Source organism: Rhodopirellula sp. P2 (genome assembly GCF_028768465.1).
GTDB lineage: Bacteria > Planctomycetota > Planctomycetia > Pirellulales > Pirellulaceae > Rhodopirellula.
Map to the genome: position 1 here is coordinate 2,718,563 of NZ_CP118225.1, position 25,662 is coordinate 2,744,224.

Consider the following 25,662-nt stretch of genomic DNA (forward strand, 5'->3'; position numbering starts at 1 on the left):
ATGGCAGCGATTTCAGCCCGCCGCTTGCGGGTCGATTTCTTCTTCTGGGTGGCTGGTCTTCAGCTCATGATTGAGGATTTCGAGCAAGGTTTGCAGGAAGACAACGACCATGGGACCAACCAGGATCCCGATCGGACCGAACACGGAAACGCCACCGATCACGCTGAGAAGTGCGAACAGCGGGTGCAGTTGGCTGCGGCCGTGCAGAACGTAAACCTTGATCACGTTGTCGATCGAGGAAACAACGGCTGCCCCGTAGAGTGCCAACAGTGCAGCGGGGATCCAGCGTTGATCGACCAGACCGAGCCACAAGGCGCAAGGAACCCACACGGATGCGGCACCTAGGAACGGGACCAATGCCATCACACTGGTCAGGAACAACAACAAGACAATTTGGTCGAAACCACAGAGCCAAAATCCGATGGTTGCCAGAATGCCTTGGACCAACGCACTGGCGACGCTTGCCAGCACCACCGCCCGGCTGGTTCGGTCAAATTCCGTCAACAGTTGATGTTCGTAGTTGTCGTCCATCGGCGACAGTCGCATCAGCGTGCGGATCATCACGGGACCATCGATCAAAAAGAAGTAAACCGACACGACCAAAATCACCAACCCAAAGATGATTTGCGCGACGATGCTGCCCGTCGCGCTGGTCAACCGAACGAATCGAGGCTGCAAGGATTCACGCGCCATCCGGATCAAGGCTGCAAAATCACCTTCGTCGGGATTGGCGATCAAGCAGAGTTGGCTGCGAAGGGATCCGCCCAACAACAGATTCATCCAACTTCGAACCGAGGCAGCCGCGATCACCGCGGGCTGTTCGAAGCGTTCGTTGTTGTTCAGTTGGACGAGCAGCTGAGGTCGAGTGTCGGTGGATGGATCATCATCTTGCGTTTCGGAACCGGAAGAAGCAACGTCACTCGATTCCACAGAGGGTTCGGACTCAGATACCTGCGGTGAATCTTCGTCGGTGATTGGTTCGGGAAGACTGGGAGGGTCCTGCGCCGGCGGAGGCCTTTCTGAATCGAGCTGCCCAAGTGAAGAGGTGGCAGGCGCAGGAGGCTTGGGGAGGGGAGTGTCGCCGGCGGAAACATCCCAGTCCGATTCGGTCGTTTGGGATTGGATCGACTGTTCGAGTAGTTCCGAGAATTCGCTCAGGTTGTCGACCGCAATTTCGGCGGCCGCCTCGGCAACGCCCGCATCGGGGACTTCCGATTGCAAGTAGGTGATGATCGCCGCCGCTTGATTCAGCTCGTTGATTTTGTCCTGCACCGCTTGAGGGTTGTCAGCTTGGGGCACAGTGATGTCCCCGATGATGCGGTCCAGTTCGCGGAAATGTTCTGGGTGGGGCAATGACAGGCCGACTTGCGAACGGACACGGTCCATGGCGACCGACATGTTGCTCAGATTCATTTTGCTGAGCAGAATCGTGAACTGAGTGGTGGCCACTGACACCAAAATCCCCATGGGGAGCAACACGATGAACAAAATCAACGCGGTGGTCGAACCTGCCGCGAGCCGTCGGCGTCGCCCGACTTTTTCAAAGATCCACAGATGGATCGGGCGGAAGATGACAACCAGCAACGCTGCCAAAAACAGCGGGACAAAGAACCCGACCATCAAGCGGTAGAACAAGACGCCAACCGCTAAAATCCCAATCACCAACATGACCACGGACATGATCCGTGAGAGCGATGGCAGTTGAGGGAAGAGGATCTGTTTGCGATTGCCAGGACGGACGTCTGCGTCATCGGACTGCGATTCAGGATCACGGACCACCGCGTTCAGCGGTTCGTCACCGGCGGGTTGGGCAGCTGTTTCGGATGCAGATGACGACTCAGGAAACCCGGAGTCGGGCGGCGTCGAACCAGAAGACGCTGAGCCCGCATCGCTGGAATGGGATTCTTCCCGCGGATCGGAGCCACTGGTTCGTTGCTGGTTCTTTTTGCGTCGTCCCACAGACTCCCTTTCAATTTTTAGACGCTGCGATCGCGTCGCCTTCGAGTGCGATTCCGAACGCCGACATCATTTCATCACGATTGATCGACAACGTGATGCGGTGGCGACCTCGCGACAAGGGGAGATTTTTCAATTGCCAGGTTGGCGTTGGTTTTCCATCCACCCAAGCCTCGAAACCATCCCAGCTGTTTTCGCCATCTGCCTGCGGCGTGTTTCCGATCAACTTCAGCGCAATCTTCGCGGTATCGGAGTTCGAATCTGAAGGAGTGACCTCGATGTCACACCGTACAAAGCTGATGAACGGTGACTGGCGATGTTGTTTGAATTTGTCCAGTTCGTCCAAGCGAATCGTTCCGTCCACCATCGTGGTCTGATCTCGCCAAGTCATTGCGGGATCATCTTGGGCCGCCGTGTTGACGCTGGTGCGATTCAGTCGGCTGTTTGCCTCGGGGGTGTAGTTCAGCGTTTCAAATCCTCGCACGATGTTCGCCGTCGACACGGTGAAATCTGGATCGCGGCCCAGGGCGACCAAAAAGGTCGTCAAATCGACCAATTCGGCTTCGGTCAGATTGTCCAACAAACCTTCGGGCATCAATGATTTGCCGGGGGCATCATCAAGGATTGCATCGGTTTCGATTTCACGCTCTGTCCCATCGGCCAAACGCAAACGGGTTGCTTCTTCGGTTTGTCCAATTGCAATGCCGCTGATGACTTCTCCGTCCTCCGTCAAAATCTTGCGAGTGGAGTAGCCTTCTTTCAGTCGAGCACTTGGATCAAGCAGCGATTCCAGAACGTAGTCGGGCTGCGAACTGCCACCCAAGGAAACCAGGTTGGGGCCGACCAGCCCTCCGGCTGTGCCGATGGCGTGGCAAGAGATGCACTGCAACTCCTTCCGCCGGTAGACCAGTTCTCCGCGAGCTGCGGAACCGGATTCCGGGACTCGTTTTAACAGCCGGGTTTTGAGTTCCGGTGTCAGTTCCCAAGTCGCGTCGGCCAGTTTGCCAGACTTTCGGATCGTTTGTTCCAGGCCTGCATTTCCACCGGCCGAACGGATGGCGCGAAGCAACGTCCGAGCGGTGTCAGAGGACAACTCCATCTCGTTCAACTTCTCGGTGTAGCGTTTCACCAAATCAGGTCGTGAAAGCGCGCTGACCAACCAGCCATGTGCTGCTTCGGACGTCTCCGGTTTTGAAAGTGCGCTGAGCACCAGAGGAATCGCAGCACCTGGACGCGAAGCGACCAAGCCATCGATGGCCGCGACTCGATCGGCAACCGATCCTGCTTTCGCAATGCTCATCAGTTGCTGGTTCGCTTGGGGCGTCGGAAGCGATGCCAGGGCTTTGATCCAGACTTGACGGTCTGCGGCGGAGGCATCCGATCGCGTTTGGATCGCGGACAGCAAGGTTGCCTCGGTGGACTTCAACTTCCATTGCTGGGTGGATTGTGAAATCCAACGCAGCGTCGACGGCTGCAGGTCCTCGGTGGTTTGTTTGCTCAGCCACTGCTTCACGCTGGCATCCGCGTTGGTGGGGGCCACGTTTTTGCGTTTCGAAGTGGACTCCAGCAATGCGCTGATTCGGCGTTGGACTTGCGTGGGATCGCCGCCGAGCAAACGGCTCAGGACACTCCCCAGTTGCTCCGCGGTTGCCACTTCGCCGATGGCTTTCAGCCATGGGGCATCGGCGGCCTCGGGAGACGATTGATCCCACGCGACACGATCGATCAACAGTTTCGCGGCATCGGCGCTGCCGACCGCTCCGACGGACCAGGCAAGAGTTTGAGGGGAATCTTCCCAGATCTGCTGCAGCGTCTCGTTCCCTTGCTGCCAATGTTCCGCGGTTTCGCGAATTGATTGCCAGAGAGCGAAGTCGAGCGAGTGTTGGGAGGAGAGCGGTTGATCCGAAGCCAGCGTCCGAGAAAGGATTTGATGCAACCAGACAGCGGAGTCTTCGCTGTCGAGGCGGCCGCATTGCACGACGACTTCCAACGTCAACGCGGGATCCGCGATGTCGATCGCCGCTTCGACCAAGCTGGCTGCATCGGTCATCGCTTTCTCTGCGTTGGCAGGATTCACGGTTCGGGTTTGTTCGGCGGACCGGAATTGACTTCGCAGCCATGCTCTCGCGTTGCTCGGCACCGAACTTGGGTCGGCCTTCCAAGCGTTGAGTTGTGCCATGGCAGACTCGGTCGCGATGGGTTGGAAGGCGGCTTCGCGAAGCCACTGAGCCTCGAGTTGCCGGTTGTTCAAACCCTCTTCCCGGCTTTGAACCCACTGGTCGACCTTGGCAAAGAAGTCGGGTTCTTCCAGGTGATTCCAAAGCGATTGCCGAGCGAATTGACGCACGGTCAGGGATTCATCTTCGAGATAGCTCAGCAGTTCGGGTGTCGTTGCGGACAGGAACTCGGGCCATGGATCGAGTGGTCGATCGGGAAATGAGAGTCGCCAAATGCGACCGTGTTCGGTGTCGCGACGCGGGTCACGGAAGTCGACTTCGCCGTGTTGGATGATGGGGTTGTACCAGTCAGCGATGAGCACCGTTCCATCGGGGCCCATGCGAGCATCGATCGGACGAAAGGCAACGTGCTCCGTGGTCAGCAACTCGGGTTGTTGGCGGCTGATGAAGTCCGCTCCGTTGGGACGCACGCTGAACCGGCACACGCGGTGACTTCGGAAGTCATTGGTGACCAAGTCGCCTTGCCATTCTGGTGGAATGTGCGTGCCGGAGAGGACTTCCAAGCCGCAATGTTTGGGGCTGCCGGGGTTCAATCCCGGCAACCAACGGGTCGCACCAGGGGAGGTCTTGAACACGGCATCGGGGAAGGAGTAACTGATGCCCTCGTAGCCAGCCCCATCGGTGACGAAGGATTCCCCGTTGGCATCCATGATGTGTCCCCAGGGATTGATGAAGCCTTTGCAGAAGACATCCAGTTGCCCGGTGCTGGGGCGGTATCGCCAAATCCCGCCACCGTCCAAACGTTTGGTTCCATCGGGAGTGTCAATGTGCGAGTGGATGTAGATGGATTGATTGAAATACAGGCAACCATCCGGTCCCCAGCGAAGTGTGTGAACCAAGTGGTGCGTGTCTTCGGTTCCAAATCCGCTGAGCACGATCCGACGTTCGTCGGCGACGCCGTCGTGGTCGGTGTCTTTGAAGTGCAGCAGTTCGGTGCTGGCCGCGACGTAGGCGGCGTGCGGTCCGTCCGGAATCACCCCGGTGGGAATCAGCAGCCCGTCCGCGAAAACGGTGCTGGATTCGGCGACGCCGTCTTGGTCCAAATCTCGCAGCACGACAATTTGGTCGTTGGGGATTTCACCCGGTTTGACTTGCGGGTACGACTTGCTGCTGGCGACCCACAGGGCACCCGTGCAGTCGAAGTTCATTTGGATTGGTTTTCGAATCGCGGGATCGGCCGCGAACAGATTGACCGCCGCGCCGGTGTCCAGTTTCATCGCCGCCGCTTCGGCGACCGGGTCGGGTTCCGGGATATCGGTTAGATTCCGTTGTGCGTGCGCCGCCGTGGCGAAGCAGCCGAACCAAACCACGAAACAAGACAAAAGAGGGGGGCGACGCAGATTCATTCTTTGGATTTCAATTCTTGACAGAAAATCGGGAGGGCCTTTTCTATGCTTCGTTTTGAACGCTCACAACCTAACAGGTTTCTGCTTGGATGCCGCCGATCTGCGTCCTTCCACTCTGCGTCCCTCGACTGACCGCCACTTTAATCAACGCGTCCTGGCTGAACGACCCACCACCCAACCCGCCACCCAACCCGCCACCCAACGAACCACCCAACCCGCCACCCAACGAACCCCACCTCTGCTGAATGTCTGCCGCCGCTGCCACCCACCGACTGTTTCGAATCGACGAGATGGAAACATTGCGTCGCGACCGTCGATTGGACCCGCAGGTGATTCGGCAGCTTCGAAACGGGCTGCTGAAAAAGTTTGAGTCGGACGACGTGGTCAGGGAGCGATTTCCGGCCTCCGACGCGGTCCAGTTGCACGCGTTGAAGCTTTTCCAACGAATGGATTCCGAGATCGATGGGGCAACGAAACTGTTGTTCGAAACCGATTCGGGATTGTTGATCGAAAGCGTGATCCTTCGGATCGCATCAGGGCGAACGACGTTGTGCGTGTCCAGTCAGATCGGATGTGCCGCCGCCTGTGACTTCTGCGCGACCGGCAAAATGGGGATCGCCAAGAACTTGGCCACCGAGGAGATCTTGGACCAAGTCGTTCAGGCCGGGCAGATTCTTCGAGCCGAAGACCGGCGGCTGAGCAACATCGTCTTCATGGGCATGGGCGAGCCGTTGCACAACGAAGCCAACGTGACGGAGGCGATTCGATTGCTGACCGCGCCGGACCATTTTGCTCGCTCCCCCTCCACGGTGCTGGTTTCCACGGTGGGGGTCCCCGCAGCGATGCTGCGGTTGGCCAAGGCGTTTCCGCGATTGAATCTTGCGCTCAGCCTGCATTCCGCCGATCAAGCAACTCGCGAGACCATCATTCCGCTGGGCAAGAAGGCTTCGCTAACGCAGTTGCAGGACACGATCCAGGAGATTCAAACGATTCAAGATCGTGAGTTCATGATTGAATACTTGATGCTTCGCGACCGGAATGATTCCGCTGAGGATGCGAAGCGATTGATCGACTGGATTGGCAATCTCCGCGTGCACGTGAATCTGATTCCGTACAACACGATCGAGGCCTCGCCCCACCTGCAAGCGTCGCCGCGATCGACGATCGAAGCGTTCGCTGACATCTTGAAAGCGTCAGGTTTGAAGACCACGGTGCGGTACAGTTTGGGGCATGACATCGAAGCCGCCTGTGGGCAATTGATCCGCCAAGAAAACCGTCAGCGGGCGATGCAGGCTCGACGAGCGGCGGCGGAGGGCGACTCACATGTTGGCTTCCTCGACGTGCGGCAAGTCGTCGATGGTCTCGAGTCCCAACAGAACGAGTAATCGCTCGCCGGGATAGAACCGCGAAACCAGTTTGTCGGTGCCCTCGCCCGGTTCCCGTTTGACTTCGACCAGGCGCCGACGCACCATTTGATTCAGCAACGAACCGCTGTCGCGTCCTCTCAAATCCGTGACGCGAGCGGAGGTGATGCCGGGTTGGTAGGCGACCAAGGACAGCACTTCGACGGCGGCTTGATTCAGCCGCGTTTCGCGAACTTTGCCGGTGAATGCGGCGCGGACGGATTCCACTTCGGGAGCCACCACCATGCGGTACCCGCCGTCTTGTTCGACGATCCGAATGCCCTGGCGTTCGGCGCGGTACGAGGCATTCAGCTTCTCGATGATTTCCACGACTTCCTCGGGCGAAAAACCTCGCATGATCGAGGCCAGGCGGGGCGGTGTCAGCGGCAGGTTTTCCGGGTGCCCGACGAACAAGGCGGCTTCCACGATGGCTTCCGGAGTGGCGGCCTGATCAGCGGTGGAGTCCGACTCGGCAGAGCTTTGAGCCGCGACGGCGAGTGCTTCGTCGCTGTCCGGATCCTCCTCGACAAATTCTTCGCCCGATTCCTCGTTGTTTGGTTGCGGATCTGGTTCGGCACGCAGCAGTTCCGCCGGGTCCAGGTCCGTGGGCGCGTCATCACCGCTTTCTGACATGGCCGCGACGCGGGCGTAAGCGGCCCCGAGTTGTTCGAGCGAGAAACCTTCCTCATCGTCATCGAACTCGTTGTCGAGTGCTTCTGCGGTTTCAGCTTGCTCACTTGCAGGCAGCCCGTCTTCGAGGCTCCCGTCTTCCGGCGGATCAGATGGCTCATTCATGGAAGTTCTGTCGCAATTGTTTCATGCCTCGGTGCAGCAGTCCCGCGACCGATCCAGCGGTTTTGTCCATGCGTTCGGCGACGTCGGACAATTTCAATCCTTCGAGGTAGTGCAGCGAGATTGCGTCTCGCTGAGCTTCGGGCAACGATTCGATCGCATCGGCCAACGTCAGCAACGATTCGCCCACCATCGCGTGCTGGCTGGGCGTGCCAACATCGCCGGCCAGCAAACCTTCCAGCCGCATGGACGATTGCGCCACCCGTTGTTCCATCGATTGTTCGCGGCGGATGTCGCGTTTGTCGCGGTGCAGGTCGCGATCGAGGTGACACATTTGTCGCACCAGAATCTTCCGCAGCCAAGCCCGCCATTCGGCTTCCGTTGTGCCGCGATACTGATCGATGGCGGCGACCGCTTGCAACATGGTTTGCTGAACGATGTCGGAGGCGCCCAATTTGGCTTTGTAGTTGGCTCGCATTTGCATTCGAGCCAACATCCGCAAATAGGGTTCATAGCGAGCGATCTCCTCGGCACGATTCGACGATTCGGCGGAGAAAGCCGGATCGGAGGCGGCGTGGTCCGAAGTCCGTGAATCGCGGGGCTCGGAGGGGGCGAAATCGGATGGATCGGGGGACGTCATCGTTGGTTCGATCGGGTTTGTCGCTTCGCGGGTTGGCAGCGGACCGTTACAGTAACAGAACTTTCCGGGCGGATTGGAGACGTCCCGGACACATTTCACTGCCTGAAACCATTTGAATTGATCGCCTGATGGCTCGCGAAGCAATTTACCAACAATCGAATCCTGACCCCGGCGGGGATCCGCCCGAGGATGGGCCTCCGCAAACCAACGGCATCGCGGATGGCGGGGATGAGCCCGATCGGGGGCCCGATCCGGATGTCACTCTGCGCCCGCAACGGATGGCCGAAATGGTGGGGCAAAAGGACGTGATTGAACGATTGCGAATTGCAATCGACGCGGCTCAGGTGCGTGGCGAACCGCTCGGACACATTCTGTTCGACGGACCACCGGGGTTGGGGAAAACCACGTTTGCGACCGTGATTCCCTCGGAAATGAACACGACGGTTCAGATGGCCAACGGGGCTGGGTTGAAAGCCCCGCGAGATTTGCTGCCGTACCTGACCAACGTTTCCCGAGGTTCAGTGCTGTTCATTGATGAAATTCACCGGGTTCCGCGGGCGATCGAAGAGTACTTGTACACCGCGATGGAGGATTTTCGAATCGACATCGTGTTGGGCGATGGCGTCAACGCGCGCACCTTGAACCTGAGTTTGGAACCGTTCACGTTGATCGGTGCGACCACGCGAGCCGGGATGTTGACCGCTCCGCTGCGAGATCGCTTCCAGATCCGAGAGCACTTGGGTTGGTACACGCGAAACGAGTTGGCGGAGATTGTTCAGCGCAATTCCAAGAAGCTGAACATCGAGGTCGACCCCATCTCGGCGGGGGTCATCGCGGATCGAAGTCGCAGCACACCTCGTTTGGCCAACAATCGCTTGCTATGGGTGCGGGACTACGCTCAAAGCAAAGCGAATGGCAACGTGGAAGCGAAAATCTGCGAGGCGGCTCTGGACATGATTGGGATCGATCATCTGGGGCTCGACAAACAAGATCGCAATTACTTGGACACGCTGATGCGAGTCTTCTTGGGCGGCCCAGCGGGCTTGGACGCGATCGCTCACACGATGAACGTCAGTTCGGACACGCTCGAAGACGAAGTCGAGCCGTTTTTGTTGCGAAGCGAGTTGTTGGTCCGAACGCGGCGTGGACGTTTGGCGACACCGAAAGCGTTTGAGCACATGAAACGGGAAATGCCGAATCGCCCTCTTCCCTGAGAGGTCGTGCAGCTTCGAAATACCGGGTTTGCTGTTTGGGAATTCTCGCTGCTGAACGCATTGGGGAAGAGAGAAATGCGAGCGTTTTTCATCTCCGGGACCCCTTCTTCGCGAATGCGAAGCCTCGTGGCAACCAAGTCCATTTCCAACCGTTCGCGTCACGCTGCTGGACGACAGCGGCCGATCACGCAAACATTTGGGGACAAAAGTTCTACTCTCATTCCATGCTCGGGGGCCCTTCAAACGTAGCGTTTCAATCCTGCGTGAATTCGAAGAGCGGGCCGTGCACTCAAGACCTCGCGAACTGAAAATCTGTGTTTCTTACGCGGAATGGAAGGTGCGTTGCCAAGATCGGAAGTTTCCGCCCGAAGAGCGTTCGGTATGACACCTGTCTCCTGAAACTGGCTGATCACAACGATGAATGACATCGACGAAACCGTCCTTTGGGAAGCGGAATTCAATCCCAAAGTCAGAGTGTATTGGTTGATCAGTGCTGTTCTGACAACGTTTCTGACAATCTTCCTGATCCCGTTTTTGCCGCTGATCGCTCCGCTGGCTTGGTACATTTCGGGGCTGTATTTGAAGAGCCACCGCTGCACGCTGACCGAGCGAACGCTGAAAGTCAGTCGTGGTGTTTTGGTTCGGCAAGAGAAGACGGTGCCTCTGGATCGGATCACCGACTTGGGTTTGGTCCAAGGGCCAATCATGCGGTCGCTCGATTTGGAAGCCGTCAGCGTCGAGACGGCTGGTCAATCAGGAGCTGGCTCGTTGGTCCGACTGACGGGCATCCGAAACGGCCGAGCCTTTCGTGATGCGGTGTTGAAGCAACGTGATGCGGTGACGGGCGGCGAGCCCGCTCGATTGACCTCGGCCGCGGAACCGGATGGGATTGTGGATACGAACGTTCAAGCGACACTGACCGAGATCCGTGACATTTTGAAACGGATTGAAGCTCGGTCAACGTCGTTGTAAACGACAGGATCCTGTCGCTCGGTGGGGCCACCGAGCGACAAGTTTTGGATGACCTGCTTAGTGGTCTGTCACAGCTAAAAGTTAGGGTTGATCGTAGTGGACGAGGCCACGAGTCCTTGGATTTGACGCCAGTTCAGGACTCGTGGCCTCGTCCACTACCCGAAAGATGAGTCGTGCCTAAAGATAAGTCGTGACACCCTGCTAAGCAGGTCGGCTGGAATGATCGGGCACAACCATGTGAGCCGTTTGGGCGTTCGCCCCGGTTGCGCGTGAAAACCGTGGCTAACGCCAACGGCTCACATACCCGATGACACCTGCGTACCTGCTTAATTCTGCTCGTCCGGACCGAGTTGCCAGTCCATCCCGTCTTTCATGATGCTGGCGTTGATCTGAAGCAATTGTTGCTTCATCGCTTCGACTCGCTCGGGTTGTTCTTTGGCCAGGTTCTTGGTTTGGCCTGGATCGTCCTTCAGGTTGTACAGTTCGAAGTTGTGATACGAGCCAGTTTTGATTGCCGGGATCCACTGCTCTTCGAACATGTTCTTGTTTGACATTTCATAGTCACGAAAGCCGACGAGCGAATAGTCGCCGTCTCGCATCGCCACGATTGGTTTGGATCGTTGAAGATGCCAGAACAGAGGTTGATGACGCTGGAATGAATCGGGATGACCTGTCAGCAGGGGGGAAAGGTCGCTGCCGTCGAGATGGACTTCTGGTGGCGTCAATTTCAGCAGCCCGCAAATCGTGGGCAGCACATCGACCAACCCAGCGGGCTGGTCCAGGATAACTCCGGCGGGAATGTGTCCGGGCCACTGGAAGATGCCCGGCACGCGAATTCCGCCGTCCCAGTTGACACCTTTTTGCCCGCGAAGATTGCCGACGCGGTCGCTTCGGTAGCTGCCGTTGTCCGAGGCGTAGATGATCAGCGTGTTTTCGCGAACGCCCATGGAATCCAACTTCGCAAGCAGTCGCTGGATGGCTTGGTCGGTGTTGTCGATGGTTCCGGAGTAGACCGCGGCTTTGTCGTCCACCTTGCCGTATTTCTGCGTGATCTCATCGGGAGCTGCGATGGGGGCGTGCGGCTCGTGGAACCAAACGTTCAGGAAAAAGGGTTGCTCGGGTTCCGATTCGCGGTGGCGATCCACCCAGCCGATCGCTTCGTCGGCGACCAGTTGGCAGGAGTAACCCTCCAGTTGACCGACTGGTTCTCCATTGCGAATGAAGTTGTCGGGGTTGTGGTGACTGGGTTGGGCGTTGTTCCAAGTCGCGAACCAGTGATCGAAACCATGTTCATCGGGGGTGGGTTTGTCTCGGTTTTCGGTTGGCAGTCCCAGGTGCCATTTGCCGACGTGAGCGGTCGCGTAGCCGGCATCCCGCAGGACCTCTGCGAGGGTGATTTCTCGCAGACGAAGATGGGAGTTCTGGGATTCATCATGGATCCAGCTGTAGACTCCGGCGCGGATGTGATGGCGACCGGTGATCAGTGTGGCTCGCGATGGAGAGCAAACCGCGCAGCCCGAATAAAACTGTTCAAAACGGGTTCCGTCTGCAGCCAATTGGTCGATCGTGGGCGTCTGAACGGGACCGCCGTAGCAGCCCACATCGCGGTACCCGAGGTCATCGGCCAACAGCATCACGACGTTGGGGCGAGGCGATTGGGCACGGGCTTGGTCGGTGGAAACGCCGAAGGCCGCAACCGACGCGAATAGAAACAGACAGGCTGGGATCAGCGGGTGCCGGAGGGGCAGCGGAGAGGCGGGCAGAGCAGACGAATTGCTTGGCATTGCGAATGGAGGGATTTAGGAAGGAGGCGGGGGCACGGCAGAGTGCGTCGTCCCAGGAAGGTGGAGGCCGCATTTTAGACGAAACGACGTTGGTGCATTGGGCGTGTCTTGGAAGGGCGAAGTCCCTTTTGGCGTTCGCCCGGTTCACACGCAACCGGAGCTGACGCCCGGCGAACGGAGTGATCCCCGATCGTTCCTGACGACCTGCTTGGGGGCGGGTTTTTCTCGGCCTGGCGTGCTGGTGGCGAGGTTGTCCAGGCGGCTGGGCTGATTCCAGCAGAATTTGGCTTGTGGGTGGTCAATTGGCTTTCGTAGGGTCGCGGCAGGATCGCGCGATTCGTTTCGCGTTGGTCTGTGCAGTCATTCCATCCGTATTTCCCGTTCGAGCTGATACCCGCTTGGCTGATCGGTTCCAACCTTTCGACACCTTGCCTCGTCCTTCGCGTGAAACACACTCACCGCTGGCGAGGTTGATTGCTGCGCGATTCGGATCGAGTCGGGCGACGATTGCCGCATGGATTGGTGCCGCGATTTGCGTGCTGGCGGGTCTCTCGCCGGCTCTCGCGCAAGAGGCCACGGAGCGTTCGGTGTACGAAGTCACCGATGTTTCACAGACCCTGCAGTTGTCCGGCGACGCCGTGCACCGCTGGCAGGATGGCTCGCGGGAGTGCACGTTGCTGCTGGGCAACGTTGAATTGCAATTTGAAGGCAAGCGATACGAAGCCGCTGCGATCTTGGTGGCATTGTCAGGAAAACAAAAGAATCTGACGGCGAATCTGTTGATGGACCAAGTGAAACTGGGGCCAGGCCAGACGACGGAACAACCCATTGTTCAAACCGTCAGCCTGACGTCGGTCCCAATCGTCCGCGCCGATCAATACCGCGGACGAGCGGAGATTCCAGCGGATTGGTGGACGAAGATGGGGATCCGTCCCGAATCAACGACCCCGTCTGGGAGGAGTCCCGTCCAGCAAGCGGCGCAGAGCCTGCCCGGCAACGAGTCTGGGACGGAGCCCTCGCAGCCCGTCCAGCCGGTTCAGTATCTCGAGCCCGTGATGGGCGAACCCAATTTGCCGTCTGGCGGGTTGGTGCTCGACCCGCCAGCGGTTTCGACCCTGCCAGCTCCCGTTCAGAGTTTTCAACCACCTGTGATGGAGACTCCGCCACCCGCGATCGCGACGCCGGGCGGTGGGACCACAGGTGGCGTGCCGTTCATTGTCGGCGGTGGAACGCGAGCCATCGAGGTTTTCTCTCGAGGCTCGAACACCCCAGCGGAACTTCAGTACATCAATCGTCCCGGCACGAATGAGTCGGTTGTCATCGCACGTGGCGGAGTCACCGTTTTGGTGCGAGACGTATCGGCTCGTTTGCCCAGCGGAGAGATCATGCCCTTGGGCACGGTGTCGTTGTCGGCCAATCGGATCGTTGCCTGGATGCCTCGATTGAGTGATGTGTTCCAAGGCACACAAGACTTTCAATCCAGCGAAGGGGAACTGTACCTCGAAGGCGACATCGTTTTCCGGCAAGGCGACCGAATCATTTACGCCGAGTCGATGTACTACAACGTCACTCGCGAAGTTGGGATGGTCCTGGACGCTGAAACCATCACCACGATTCCTGAGTATGAAGGAACGGTGCGGTTGAAAGCGGAGGTGATGCAACAAATCAACCGAGGCAACTTTCGAGCCATTGACGCGGCCTTCACGAGCAGCCGAATGGGTGTGCCTCGCTATTGGTTGCAGAGCAATGAATTGGAACTGACACAGCGAGCGATCGTGCGTGCCGATCCAATCACGGGACAACCGATTGCAGACAGCGAACCGATCATCACCAGCGGCGGCAACTTCGTGTACTTGGGCGGCGTGCCCGTGCTGGCTTGGCCAAGGTTCACGACCCCGCTTCGAAAGCCAACGTTCTATCTGACCGGTGCCGATGTCCGGAATGACGATATCTTTGGTTCGCAGGTGCTGCTGGAATGGGACCTGTTCCAACTGCTTGGGTTCACGAATCCGCCCGCGGGTGTCGAGACGACTTTGCTCACCGATTACTTGAGCGAACGCGGGCCAGCGGTGGGGACAAGAACAACCTACGCGTTGCCCAGTCTGTTTGGATTTGGTGGACCGGCATCTGGAACCTATGACAGTTACCTGATGAAAGACGACGGGTTGGATGTCTTGGGACAAGGCCGTCGAGATTTGCAACCGGAAGAAACCTATCGCGGTCGCGCAACATTGCGGCATCGGCATCACTTGCCTGGCGATTGGGAATTCATCGCCGAGGTTGGCTACTTGAGTGACCGTAACTTCCTGGAACAGTACTTCGAATCGGAATGGGACCAAGACACGGATCAGCGGACTGGATTGCGATTCCGGAAGTACGCCGGTTCGCAGATGTTGGACATTGCGGCCAACTTCCAGGTCAACGACTTCTTCATGGAAACCGAAGAGTTGCCGACGATCGAACACTACGCGCTCGGCGGATCGATCTTGGGAGATTCACTGACTTGGTCGATGCACAACGAAATTGGCTACAAGCACTTGCAGGTTGCTGACACTCCGGAAGACCCGGTGATTGCGGCGGGCACGTACACGTTGCCTGGCGAACTGGACCGGCAAGGTGTGGTGACACGAACCCGACAAGAAATCTCGGCTCCGCTGGACGCTGGCCCCGTCAAAGTGATCCCGTTTGCGATCGGCGAAGCGGCTTACTACGGCGAGGCTGCCGACGGCGATGACCTCACGCGACTGTGGGGCGGCGGTGGTTTGCGATTGAACCTGCCGATGTCGCGAGTCGATCCGACAATCCAAAGCTCGCTGCTGAACATTCGCGGCTTGGCTCACAAAATCGATTGGTCGGCGGAGTACTTCTACGCTGACAGCGACACGGACATGGACGAGTTGCCGTACTACGATTCGCTGGATGACAACGCTCAAGAAGAATTTCGGCGTGTGTTCACTGGGACATTGTTCGGAGGCACTTTGCCACCGCAGTTTGATCCGAGAAACTATGCCTTCCGGCAGGGCATGCAGCGAAACGTGACCAGTTCCAGCGACACGGTTGTCGACGACTTGCAGCAATTGCGGTTGGGGATGAAGCATCGTTTTCAAACCAAACGTGGCTTGCCAGGACGCGAACGGATCGTCGATTTGTTCCGGTTCGACATGGAAACGATTTTGTACCCCAAAGAGGATCGCGATAACTTCGGCGAGACGCTGGGGCCGACGATGTTTGACGCCCAGTACAACATCGGCGATCGGTTCACGTTGTTGAGCGATGGCTACATCGATTCCTTCGACAATGGACTTCGTTCGATCAGTGCCGGGTTCCGAACCAGTCGGCCAGGTCTGGGGGATTTGTATGTTGGATTGTTGTCGATCGAAGGGCCGGTCAGCAGCACGGTGCTGCGGACCAGTTTGGACTACCGTTTGAATCACAAATGGATTGTCTCGGCCGGAAACGTGTATGACTTCGGCGAGACTGGCAACGTTGGTCAGACATTGGGACTGACCCGTGTCGGCGAATCGTTCTTGGTTCAATTGGCGGCCAATGTCGACGCCGGTCGTGATAACACGAGCATCGGTTTCATGGTGGAACCTCGCTTCTTGCCCTCCAGTCGGTTGGGGCGATTGGGCGGTCAGCTGATTCCTCCGCCAGGCGTCGAAGGGCTGGAGTGATGACTTCGAAACCAGGATCCTGGGCCTCGAAGTTTCGCTGCGCGACGCTGGGGGTCTGGTTCGCCTGTGGTGGACAAAGCAGTTTCTGGGTTCATTTGCCAGTCGCTGCGGCGGTGATCGCGGCGGCGGCCTGGTTGAACGTGAGCCCTGTCGAATGGGCCGTTTTGATTTTGGCGATCGGCGGTGTGTTGACGGCGGAGTTGCTCAACTCATCGATTGAGTTGCTGGTCTCCGTTTTGCACCCGCAGCATCACCCGAGAATCGGGCAGGCACTCGATGTCGCGGCGGGCGCTGTGTTGGTGATGAGTCTGGCGGCTGTGGCGGTCGGATTGATCGTGCTGTTGCCGCCGCTATGTGGCCGACTGCTCGGGAGTTGACTCGCTGGTGCCGGATTCGCTGGTGTTGGCTTCTTCGAGGCTTTCTTGGACTTCGCGTCCGGCCGTCCAGTAGAAGATCGTGCCAATGATCGCCATCACGACCTTCACCAATTCAAACGCCAGGGCGACCAGTGTCCCCGATGCATCGGTCGTTTTTGCGGGAACGATGTGGTAGAGGGTTTCGATGGTCACTTCCAGCACGCCCACTCCGGCAGGTGTGAGTGGCAGCGCGGACATCAACATGCCGATCGGAACGATCACGAAGTGTTCGGCCAGTGTCGGAGGCAAGTCGTACATCGAAACCGCGATCAGATACATGCTGATCACCAGCAGGCCTTGCACAACAACACTCATCAGCAGGGACGACGCGAACGCCCAGGGATGATGGTGGAACATTCGCAGCGGCGGACCGACGTGCTCGATCAGCGAACCGACGACGGGAAGTTTCTCGCCACGTTGAAGCAGCGTGTCAACGAATTTGCCACCGAAGACCAGCATTGCCAGAATGGCGGAGCCAATGGAAAGCGATGCGATCGTGATGACCTTGATGTCAGCGATCGTGATGCCGTTGAATTCGAACGGGTCTTGCGATTGGTGAATCAGCAATCCACCGGAAACAAGCAGCAGCAACCCGTACAGCCCCGCGCCCCGGTCGACGACCACGGACGCGACCGCGGCGACGCGTTTTCCTGGCGAACGCCTGGCCAAGAAGACGGCTTTGAAGAGGTCACCACCCACGCTGCCGGCGGAGACGAAACTCAGCAGGAAGCAAATCGAACTCAACCGCAACGCTTCCATCAGGCTGAGCGGAATGCCTTGGCAGCGAACCAAAACCCACCACCGAACAAACGAAACCAACAGGGCGCAGATCGCAACAGCGAGCGCACCGACCAGCAAAGGAAGGTTGATGGACCGGGCGGTCAGATCATCCCACTGAGCGGGTTCGATCCGGCTCAGCAGGAACCAAATGATGGCAACTGGAACCGCGAATTTGACCAGGGTGATCGCGTAGCGTTGAAAGTGTTCGGGCATGCCGGCAAGAATAATTCGCCATCATCGCTTCGGATAGGCGATGCGGTCCCAATTCAGGAACGCTCCCGGGTGTTCTGCATTTCCCGATCGGAGATCGCTGTTGCTGAGGTCGACTCAGACCTGTCGTCGACTGGATCTGACTCGGCGGTTCGGTTGGGCAATTCAGAATGATCGGGGACCGCAAAGACCGCCAGGGCGGTGGTTTTGCCTTTGACCATTTGCTCAGGCAACGGGATTGCGGGGAATGAATTTGGCAGCGTCGCTCGCGTGCACTGGGTGATCAGCAGGGAATGGCCCAGCGACTTGGTCAGTGACTCGACTCGCGAGGCGATGTTCACGGTGTCACCAATCGCGGTGTACTCCTGTCGCTTGGGGGAACCGATGCAGCCGACCACCGCCGGTCCCGTGTTGATGCCGATTCCAATCGCGAATTCTTCCCAGCCGGCTTCCTGCATCAGGGCCTTTTTGTCGGCCATCGAGGTTGCCAATTCTTGGCCCGCCGCGACTGCTTTGGCGCCGTGATCCACCGCGCTACCGCCAACACCAAAGATCGCCATGAAGCCGTCGCCCAAAAACTTGTTCACCATGCCGCCGTGGGATTCGATGACTTCGACCGCTTCTTGGAAGAACAGGTTGAGTGCATGAACAACTTGCGTTGGCGAAAGCTTGGATGATTGGCGAGTGAAGTTGCGGACGTCCACAAACATCACCGAGATGACTTGCTCACTGCCGTTGAGACCATCGCTTTGGTTCATGATCTGTTTGGCGGCTTCGCGGCCGACATGGCGACCAAACGTCTCCTGCAGTTTTTCACGGTGTTGCAATCCGTCGACCATCCGGTTGAAACGTTCGATCAAGTGTCCAAAGTCGTCGCTACGAAGGAGCTTCACGCGAACGTCCAGGTTGCCTCGCGCGACATTGGATGCGGCCCGTTGCAATTGCATCACCGGTGCGGTGACCCACCGCCCGAGCATCCAACTGGTGATCAGTCCAAATGCGATCGCGACGACGCCCACGGTCACACCGAACATCGGCGACAGGTTGGCTGCGTCGGGCACGATCAACAGCATCACCAGCGAGATCACCGGGCAGACAACCGCGGAGAACGCCCACAGAATTCCGCGCGCTCGAATGCTTAGCGGAACGGCTCCGGGAACACTGGCTGGATTGCTGTCTTGGAAGAACACCGGAAACAAGGTGGCCTGCGCGGTGAGTTCGACGGCGAAGAAACTCTGCGTGACAGCGATCAGGGACGCGATCACAAAGGAGGTGATCAAGTGCCAAACGACCAATCCGGACAGGGGCTCGCCCGCGGATGCGATGGCCAGTGGGAAAACGGGGATGCAGGACAGCCAACCGATCGCGGCGACCAGCAGGAACCACCACGGCAAATGGATCACTCGTCGGCGGGCGGTGGCGAGGATTTCTGGATCGACCGGTTGATGATCCAGCAACGCTCGGTGAACGCGGCGAAGTTGCCAGAGGGGAACGACGTAGCAGGCGATCGCGACCGGGTACACGAACAGGTTGAAAACCTGCCAGCAGGCATGGAAACGGTCCATTTGTGCTGGCGACAGCAGCGGCTGGATCTGCGTTTGGTTGTAAAGAATGTTGAAGACGCTGCCGATCACATTGGCGATGATCGGCGAGACCCCGACCAGAAACATCGCGTGACGTTGAGCCCAAGTCCAGCGGCGAGGTGATTCGGCGGGTGGTGGCGACATCGGACGTTTCAACGCGGAATGGACAGGCAACCTGGGTGGGTCGCTGGCGGAAGTCGGCAGTGTACTGTTTCTTTGCCAGCCCCTCATAATTGGGTGCGTGAATTGCTATGGTGGAGAGCCTGAGATCGAATCCAATCGATTTCGTATCATTCGTCCTTCCACGAGGTGCTCCATGTCCGTTTTGAATCGGTGTGTTCTCAATCGTTGTGTCGTCAGTTTGGCTCTGCCAGCCTTCTTGCTGGTTGTGGTCGCAAACCCAACCAACGCTCAAGCTCAAGACGCAGCCACGGCAAAGCCCGTCACGGTGGATGTCTTCGGAGCGGGATCGTTGGAGGTGCCAGCATCGTTCAAGAAAACGACGCCTCGCAGCCGGATCATCGAGCACGAATTTTCAATTCAAGAAGGCGAAGGCGACGACGCCCCCTCGGCTCGGATGACCATGATGGCGGCCGGCGGCGACGTCAAAGCCAACCTCGAACGCTGGAAGAATCAGTTCAGCGGTTCGGACAAGAAGATTGGCGAATCCGAAGAAAAGAAGCAGGGTGATTGGCAAACACACGTGATTGAAATTTCGGGCAACTTCAGCGAGACCATGGGCGGCGGCCCCTTTTCGGGCGGGCGCGTTGTAAAACGCGAAGACTACGGCATGCTGGGGGCGATTTTGGTTCACCCGGAAGGCCGCAAGTACTTCGTGAAAATGATCGGCCCCCGCACCCTGATCGAATCCAATCGCGATGCGTTCAAGAAAATGATCGCTTCGATTGGCGAGTGAAACTGTTGTGCTCAGCGTGCCGTCTGTGGTCGCAGCGGCACTTTTGAAACCCCCGGCTCTTTTGGTCGTTCCTTTCGGACATTGATCCTTTGAACACACAAAGTTTTTTGGAACATCACGGCATCGCTCGCAACCCATTCGCGGAGGAGGATGCACAGACCGACCCGGTGTTCAAGCAGCACTGCATTCAGAATGCGTACCACCCGGCTTGGGACAAGGTGTACGGGGACCCGACTGAGCCGGCGACGGCGATCATTTTTGGGCCCAAGGGCAGCGGCAAGACCGCGATGCGTCTGCAGGTCGACCGGCATTTGGTGCATTTCAACGCCCAAAATCCGGACGGTCGCGTCTACATCATTCGGTATGACGATTTCAATCCGTTCCTGGATCACTTCTGCGAACGACTGGGACGCCGAGCGTCGCGGAAGCCCGAGAAGGCTCTGGATGCCTGGCGTCTGTGGGACCACATGGATGCAATTCTGTGCCTGGGGGTAACCGAGTTGGTCGATCAGGTGTTGTTGGAAGGCGACTCACATCGGCCCAAAACCGACAACGGAAATCGAATTGATACGGCAAAGCTATCCAAGCTTGACCGCAACGACGCTCGCGATTTGTTGTTGCTGGCCGCTTCCTACGACCAGTCGACTGCGTCGACGTTCTCGGGGCGGTTCGAGCAATTGCGGAAGCGACTGGGGTATTCGAACTGGAACGCGTCCCTGGATTTCTGGTTTGCCACCGTCTGGTGCGTTTTGGTTGTCGCCGTCTTTGGTTGGCTGTTCTGGGCCTCTGCCGATGAAGAAGGCGTTCGCACTTGGAATTTGCTGTGGTTCATTCCGCTGCTGTGTATCTTCGGCAAGCTGCCGTATTTGATCCGGTGGTGCCGCAATCAGTTCGCGGCGATGGGCATTCACCGTCACATGCGGGTGGGCAAACGAGAGACGTCTTCGGTTCGCAAGGTTCTGATGCAGTTCCCAGCGAAGGAACTCGCCAGCCAACCGCTGCCACGTTATGACCGCACCGACGACCGCTACGAATTGCTGCGGAAGTTTCAGTCGTTGCTGGGACGTTTGGGATTTGACGGTGTGATTGTGCTGATGGACCGAGTCGACGAGCCCCACATGACCGGCGGCAAGCCGGAATTGATGCGTCGATTTGTGTGGCCGTTGCTGGACAACAAATTGTTGAAGCACCCCGGAATGGGTTTCAAATTGATGCTACCGGAGGAACTTTATCGCGACACGGAACGCGAAACACGTGAGTTTCACGAGCGAGCCCGGTTGGACAAGCAGAATGTCATCCCCGCTTTTTCTTGGACGGGTGAATCGCTGTACGACCTGACGCGTTCACGGATGCTGGCGTGTGCGGCGGAGGGGAAACATCCGGATCCCAAAGAATTGTTCGACGATTCGCTGTCTTACGAGCGGATGTTGTCGGCGTTTGAGTCGTTGCGAGTGCCGCGGCATTTGTTCCGTTTTCTATACCGGGTGTTGGTGGAACACTGCAATCAGTTCACGGACGCCGCCCCGAAGTACAAGATCGACGCGTCCACGTTCGAGACTTCCTTGGCGGTTTACGTTCGTGAGATGGAACGGGTATGACGCTGGATTGGGAAAAAAGTTAGAATTCGGGTCAGTTTCCTAACCGGATTGATCGATACAATCCGTAAAGTCCAACACTTTTTGCTGGCTCGATCGCCTGTTCGGTCGCTTACTGGCAAAATATTACCCTCTTTTCGATTCGACCGAGCCTTCAACCGCCCTTCGGGCTGGCTGGGTCGACCCGCTTGAACGTCCCGAAAGGGCGATTTCGCATCCATGACCACTTCTACGCCGACGACCAATAAAAAAATCGAATCCGTTTCAGGGATCACCGTTCGCTTGTGCGGTGACTCGGGCGATGGGATGCAGCTCCTGGGCACTCAGTTGACCAACACTTCGGCGTTGGCTGGCAATGACGTGGCCACCTTCCCCGACTTTCCCGCCGAGATTCGTGCTCCCCGCGGGACCCGGGCAGGTGTGTCTGGGTTTCAAGTTCAATTCGCCAGCGAAGCGATCTTCACGCCGGGTGACACTCTGGACGCGTTGGTGGTGATGAACCCAGCGGCCATGGTCACCAACATTGCGGATCTTCGCAAAGGCGGGATCCTGATCGCCAACGAAGACGGTTTCAACGAAAAGGAATACAAGCTCGCGAAGGTCGAGAGCAATCCGCTGGATGCTGACGTGATCGATCAGTCTTACCGGGTGGTGAAGGTCGCGATGACCAAGCTGACTCGGGCGGCGGTTGCCGAGCATGGCCTGTCGACCAAGATCGCGGACCGCTGCAAGAACTTCTTCGCAATGGGGTTGGTGTATTGGTTGTTCGGCCGTTCGCTGGATCCAACCCTGCGTTTCATCGAAGCCAAGTTCGGCAAGAAGCCTGACATCGCTGCAGCCAACGTGGCGGCATTGCGGGCTGGTTGGGCGTATGGCGAAACGACTGAAGAGTTCGGTGAAAGCTACCAAGTCGAAGCAGCGGAACTTGAGCCGGGGACCTATCGCAACATCATGGGCAATCAGGCCCTTGCTTGGGGGCTGATCGCGGCTTCCAAAATCAGCAACAAAGAGATGTTCTACGGAACGTATCCGATCACGCCTGCTTCGGACATTTTGCACGAGCTGACCAAGTTCAAGAACTTTGGCGTTCGCACGTTCCAGGCCGAAGATGAAATCGCCGCGATTGGGGCAACCATCGGAGCCGCCTTTGGGGGAACGATGGCGGTCACCGCCAGCAGTGGTCCCGGGATTGCTTTGAAGGGTGAAGCGATGGGACTGGGCGTGATGTTGGAATTGCCGATGATCGTGATCAACGTTCAGCGTGGCGGACCCAGCACCGGATTGCCAACCAAGACGGAGCAAAGCGATTTGTTGCAGGTCATGTTTGGTCGCAACGGCGAGGCACCGATGCCGGTCTTGGCACCTCGTTCGCCTGGTGATTGCTTCGCCATGGCTGTCGAAGCTTGGCGAATTGCCGTCGAATGCATGGTCCCCGTGATGTTGCTGTCGGATGGTTACATCGCCAATGGCAGCGAGCCGTGGAAGATTCCAGAAATGGACGAGTTGCCCACGATCCTTTGCAGCCATCCACAAGAGCACACCGGCGAGGGGCCGTTCCTGCCATACGCTCGCAACGAGAATCTGGCACGTCCGTGGGCGATTCCTGGCACGCCAGAATTGATGCACCGGGTCGGCGGCTTGGAAAAGGAAGACGGCACGGGCAACGTGTCTTACGATCCTGCCAACCACCAACACATGTGCGACACACGAGCGGCCAAGGTCGCGAAGATTGCCGAGCGGATTCCGGAGCAAGACGTCAACGGCGAGACCTCGGGCGACGTTTTGGTGGTTTCCTGGGGCGGAACGTACGGTGCCTGTCACACGGCAGTGAATCGTTGTCGTGAAGCGGGGCACTCGGTGTCCCATGCTCATATCCGTTACATCAATCCTTTGCCTCGCAACATCGGCACCTTGCTGAAGTCGTTCAAGACGGTGGTGGTGCCAGAATTGAATTCCGGGCAGCTGCGAATGCTGCTGCGAGCTGAGTTTCTCGTGGACTGCATTGGGATCAACAAGATCCAAGGCAAGCCGTTTGCTGTCTCCGAATTGGTGGAAGCCATCAGCAAACACACTTCGACGCACTCGCAAAGCAAAGCGGGTTAGGCGTACGCCAATCCCTTCGTTTTCGTCGTCGTTCAACACTGCCAAACCACCCCCACTCCATCATTCAATCTTATGAATCTCCCTGTCCTCAAGGCCGCCGACTTCGCCTCCGATCAAGATGTTCGCTGGTGCCCTGGTTGCGGTGACTATTCGATTCTCGCTCAGATGAAAAAGATCCTGCCGGATCTTGGCGTGCCTCGCGAGAAAACGGTGTTCGTCAGCGGCATCGGTTGCAGCAGCCGGTTCCCGTATTACATGAACACGTATGGCATGCACAGCATCCACGGTCGTGCACCAACGTTCGCAACCGGGTTGAAGTCGACTCGCCCTGATCTGATGGTCTGGGTGATCACCGGTGACGGTGACGCGCTTTCGATCGGTGGCAACCACTTCATCCACTGCTTGCGTCGTAATCTCGACGTCAACATCGTGTTGTTCAACAACCGGATCTATGGGTTGACCAAGGGGCAATACAGCCCCACCAGCAGCGAAGGCCAGGTCACCAAGAGCACACCGATGGGTGCGATCGATCACCCCTTGAGCCCACTGTCGGTTGCGTTGGCCGCGGAAGCCACTTTCGTGGCACGCAGCATCGACGCTCACGTTCAGCACCTTGGCAAAACGCTCAAGGCGGCTGCCGAGCACAAAGGAACATCACTCGTTGAGGTTTATCAAAACTGCAACGTGTTCAACGATGGGGCGATGGCATACGCACAAGAACGCAAGCAACGTGCCGACAATGTGATCGAACTGGAGCATGGCAAACCGCTGATTTTCGGTGCGGAGCGAGACAAGGGCATTCGATTGGTGGGCAGCCACCTCGAAGTCGTCAACACCGCCGACGTGCCAGCGGACGATTTGCTGATTCACGATGCACTCGATCCAAATCCTTCGATCCAGATGATGTTGGCGCGAATGCGATACCCAGAAATGCCAGAACCAATTGGTGTTCTGCGAAGCGTTGCGGGAGTGTCGACCTACAACGATCAAATCAACGAGCAAGTCACGCAAGCCAAAGCGGCACGCGGCGAAGGCGATCTGTCTGAGCTGTTCCGTAGCGGCGATACATGGGAGGTGAAAGCCTGATGTCTCGAGGAAAAACTTTTGACAACATTGCCCGCGCGATCGGTGACACTCCGATGGTGCAGATCAATCGCTTGGTGCCTTCGGGTGACGCGACGGTCTTTGCCAAGTGCGAGTTCTTTCAGCCACTCAACAGTGTGAAAGACCGCATTGGCGTGGCGATGATTGAAGCCGGGGAGAGTGATGGAAGCATCAACCCCGACACGCATATTATTGAGCCAACCAGTGGGAACACTGGAATCGCGTTGGCGTTCGTTTGTGCTGCCAAAGGGTACAAGCTGACTCTCACGATGCCGGAATCCATGTCGGTGGAACGCCGAGCGTTGTTGCGAGCGATGGGGGCCAACCTGGTTTTGACACCGGCTGGCGACGGGATGAAGGGAGCCATCACCACGGCTCAGGAATTGGTCGATCAGACCGACAACGCCTTCATGCCTCAGCAGTTCGAAAACCCGTCCAACCCAGCGATCCACGAAGCCACCACCGGCCCTGAGATTTGGGACGACACGGATGGCAAGATCGATGCGATTGTCGCTGGCGTGGGCACCGGGGGAACGATCACCGGTGTGGCTCGTTACTTGAAGAAGCAAAACCCCGACTTCAAGGCATTCGCAGTGGAACCAAAGCACTCGCCCGTGATCAGTGGCGGGTCGCCAGGCAAACACCGCATTCAAGGAATCGGTGCGGGCTTCATTCCTGGAAACTTGGACACGTCGATCATCGATGACGTCGTTCAGGTGGATGATGAAGATGCGTTTGAATGGGGGCGTCAGCTCGCCAAGCAAGAAGGCATCGTGGCGGGAATCAGTAGCGGAGCGAATATGTGGGCAGCCGCTCAGATTGCTGCGCGACCTGATATGAAGGGCAAGCGGATTGTCACTGTGATGTGCAGCTTAGGGGAACGTTATCTCAGCACACCACTGTTCGGTGACCTAGGCTTGTAGTGGTATTTGTGACT

At 57.8% G+C, this 25,662-nt stretch carries 17 protein-coding genes; 10 read left to right on the forward strand and 7 right to left on the reverse strand.

What is annotated here, in order from left to right; genetic code table 11:
• Positions 1 to 12 precede the first annotated feature (12 nt).
• Positions 13 to 1,779 carry an AI-2E family transporter gene (locus tag PSR62_RS09645; RefSeq protein WP_443217417.1) on the reverse strand — a complete coding sequence of 589 codons (1,767 nt, stop codon included), beginning with the start codon at positions 1,777 to 1,779 and terminating at the stop codon, positions 13 to 15.
• A gap of 190 nt (positions 1,780 to 1,969) precedes the next feature.
• Positions 1,970 to 5,539: a PVC-type heme-binding CxxCH protein gene (locus PSR62_RS09650; RefSeq protein ID WP_274407559.1), complete on the reverse strand. Its 3,570-nt coding sequence runs from the start codon at positions 5,537 to 5,539 to the stop codon at positions 1,970 to 1,972.
• A gap of 245 nt (positions 5,540 to 5,784) precedes the next feature.
• Here PSR62_RS09650 and rlmN point away from each other — a divergent pair, with 245 nt between their 5' ends.
• Positions 5,785 to 6,924, forward strand: a complete 1,140-nt coding sequence (gene rlmN / locus PSR62_RS09655) for a 23S rRNA (adenine(2503)-C(2))-methyltransferase RlmN (RefSeq protein ID WP_274407560.1) — start codon at positions 5,785 to 5,787, stop codon at positions 6,922 to 6,924.
• On the opposite strand, the gene PSR62_RS09660 is transcribed toward rlmN, so the two are convergent.
• Both PSR62_RS09660 and PSR62_RS09665 read right to left on the reverse strand, forming a co-directional pair.
• The gene (locus PSR62_RS09660; RefSeq protein ID WP_274407561.1) at positions 6,859 to 7,737 is read right to left on the reverse strand and encodes an SMC-Scp complex subunit ScpB; all 879 of its coding nucleotides are present in this window, start codon (positions 7,735 to 7,737) and stop codon (positions 6,859 to 6,861) included. The two genes, rlmN and PSR62_RS09660, sit on opposite strands and share 66 nt — an antisense overlap.
• On the reverse strand, positions 7,730 to 8,374 hold the full coding sequence (locus PSR62_RS09665; RefSeq protein ID WP_274407562.1) for a sigma-70 family RNA polymerase sigma factor: 645 nt from the start codon (positions 8,372 to 8,374) through the stop codon (positions 7,730 to 7,732). The genes PSR62_RS09660 and PSR62_RS09665 overlap by 8 nt, the downstream gene beginning before the upstream one ends.
• 128 nt (positions 8,375 to 8,502) lie before the next feature.
• Between PSR62_RS09665 and ruvB the strand changes: the two genes are divergently transcribed.
• Together ruvB and PSR62_RS09675 are read left to right on the forward strand one after the other, a co-directional pair.
• On the forward strand, positions 8,503 to 9,588 hold the full coding sequence (gene ruvB, locus PSR62_RS09670; RefSeq protein WP_274407563.1) for a Holliday junction branch migration DNA helicase RuvB: 1,086 nt from the start codon (positions 8,503 to 8,505) through the stop codon (positions 9,586 to 9,588).
• A gap of 417 nt (positions 9,589 to 10,005) precedes the next feature.
• Complete coding sequence (locus PSR62_RS09675) at positions 10,006 to 10,560, forward strand: PH domain-containing protein (protein ID WP_274407564.1); 555 nt, start codon at positions 10,006 to 10,008, stop codon at positions 10,558 to 10,560.
• 326 nt (positions 10,561 to 10,886) lie between these two features.
• Here PSR62_RS09675 and PSR62_RS09680 read toward each other — a convergent pair whose 3' ends face one another.
• Positions 10,887 to 12,344: a sulfatase-like hydrolase/transferase gene (locus PSR62_RS09680; RefSeq protein ID WP_274407565.1), complete on the reverse strand. Its 1,458-nt coding sequence runs from the start codon at positions 12,342 to 12,344 to the stop codon at positions 10,887 to 10,889.
• 347 nt (positions 12,345 to 12,691) lie between these two features.
• Here PSR62_RS09680 and PSR62_RS09685 point away from each other — a divergent pair, with 347 nt between their 5' ends.
• Both PSR62_RS09685 and PSR62_RS09690 read left to right on the forward strand, forming a co-directional pair.
• The gene (locus PSR62_RS09685) at positions 12,692 to 16,018 is read left to right on the forward strand and encodes an organic solvent tolerance protein OstA (RefSeq protein WP_274407566.1); all 3,327 of its coding nucleotides are present in this window, start codon (positions 12,692 to 12,694) and stop codon (positions 16,016 to 16,018) included.
• Entirely contained in the window at positions 16,018 to 16,395 is a 378-nt protein-coding gene (locus tag PSR62_RS09690; protein ID WP_274407567.1) for a diacylglycerol kinase, read from the forward strand. The genes PSR62_RS09685 and PSR62_RS09690 overlap by 1 nt, the downstream gene beginning before the upstream one ends.
• Here PSR62_RS09690 and PSR62_RS09695 read toward each other — a convergent pair.
• Together PSR62_RS09695 and PSR62_RS09700 are read right to left on the reverse strand one after the other, a co-directional pair.
• Complete coding sequence (locus PSR62_RS09695) at positions 16,369 to 17,427, reverse strand: lysylphosphatidylglycerol synthase transmembrane domain-containing protein (protein WP_274407568.1); 1,059 nt, start codon at positions 17,425 to 17,427, stop codon at positions 16,369 to 16,371. The genes PSR62_RS09690 and PSR62_RS09695 overlap by 27 nt on opposite strands.
• 53 nt (positions 17,428 to 17,480) lie before the next feature.
• Positions 17,481 to 19,151 carry an adenylate/guanylate cyclase domain-containing protein gene (locus tag PSR62_RS09700; RefSeq protein ID WP_274407569.1) on the reverse strand — a complete coding sequence of 557 codons (1,671 nt, stop codon included), beginning with the start codon at positions 19,149 to 19,151 and terminating at the stop codon, positions 17,481 to 17,483.
• A gap of 172 nt (positions 19,152 to 19,323) precedes the next feature.
• On the opposite strand from PSR62_RS09700, the gene PSR62_RS09705 reads away from it, so the two are divergent.
• The 5 genes from PSR62_RS09705 (at position 19,324) to cysK (ending at position 25,648) form a co-directional block, all read left to right on the forward strand.
• Positions 19,324 to 19,923, forward strand: coding sequence for a hypothetical protein (locus PSR62_RS09705; RefSeq protein WP_274407570.1), 600 nt, complete (start codon positions 19,324 to 19,326; stop codon positions 19,921 to 19,923).
• An 89-nt stretch (positions 19,924 to 20,012) separates the two neighbouring features.
• A complete protein-coding gene (locus tag PSR62_RS09710) occupies positions 20,013 to 21,521 on the forward strand; it encodes a hypothetical protein (protein ID WP_274407571.1) in 1,509 nt (502 codons plus the stop codon).
• Between the two features lie 216 nt (positions 21,522 to 21,737).
• The gene (locus PSR62_RS09715; protein WP_274407572.1) at positions 21,738 to 23,621 is read left to right on the forward strand and encodes a 2-oxoacid:acceptor oxidoreductase subunit alpha; all 1,884 of its coding nucleotides are present in this window, start codon (positions 21,738 to 21,740) and stop codon (positions 23,619 to 23,621) included.
• A gap of 72 nt (positions 23,622 to 23,693) precedes the next feature.
• A complete protein-coding gene (locus PSR62_RS09720) occupies positions 23,694 to 24,707 on the forward strand; it encodes a 2-oxoacid:ferredoxin oxidoreductase subunit beta (RefSeq protein WP_274407573.1) in 1,014 nt (337 codons plus the stop codon).
• Positions 24,689 to 25,648: a cysteine synthase A gene (gene cysK, locus PSR62_RS09725; RefSeq protein WP_274407574.1), complete on the forward strand. Its 960-nt coding sequence runs from the start codon at positions 24,689 to 24,691 to the stop codon at positions 25,646 to 25,648. Before PSR62_RS09720 ends, cysK begins: the two co-directional genes overlap by 19 nt.
• Positions 25,649 to 25,662 lie beyond the last annotated feature (14 nt).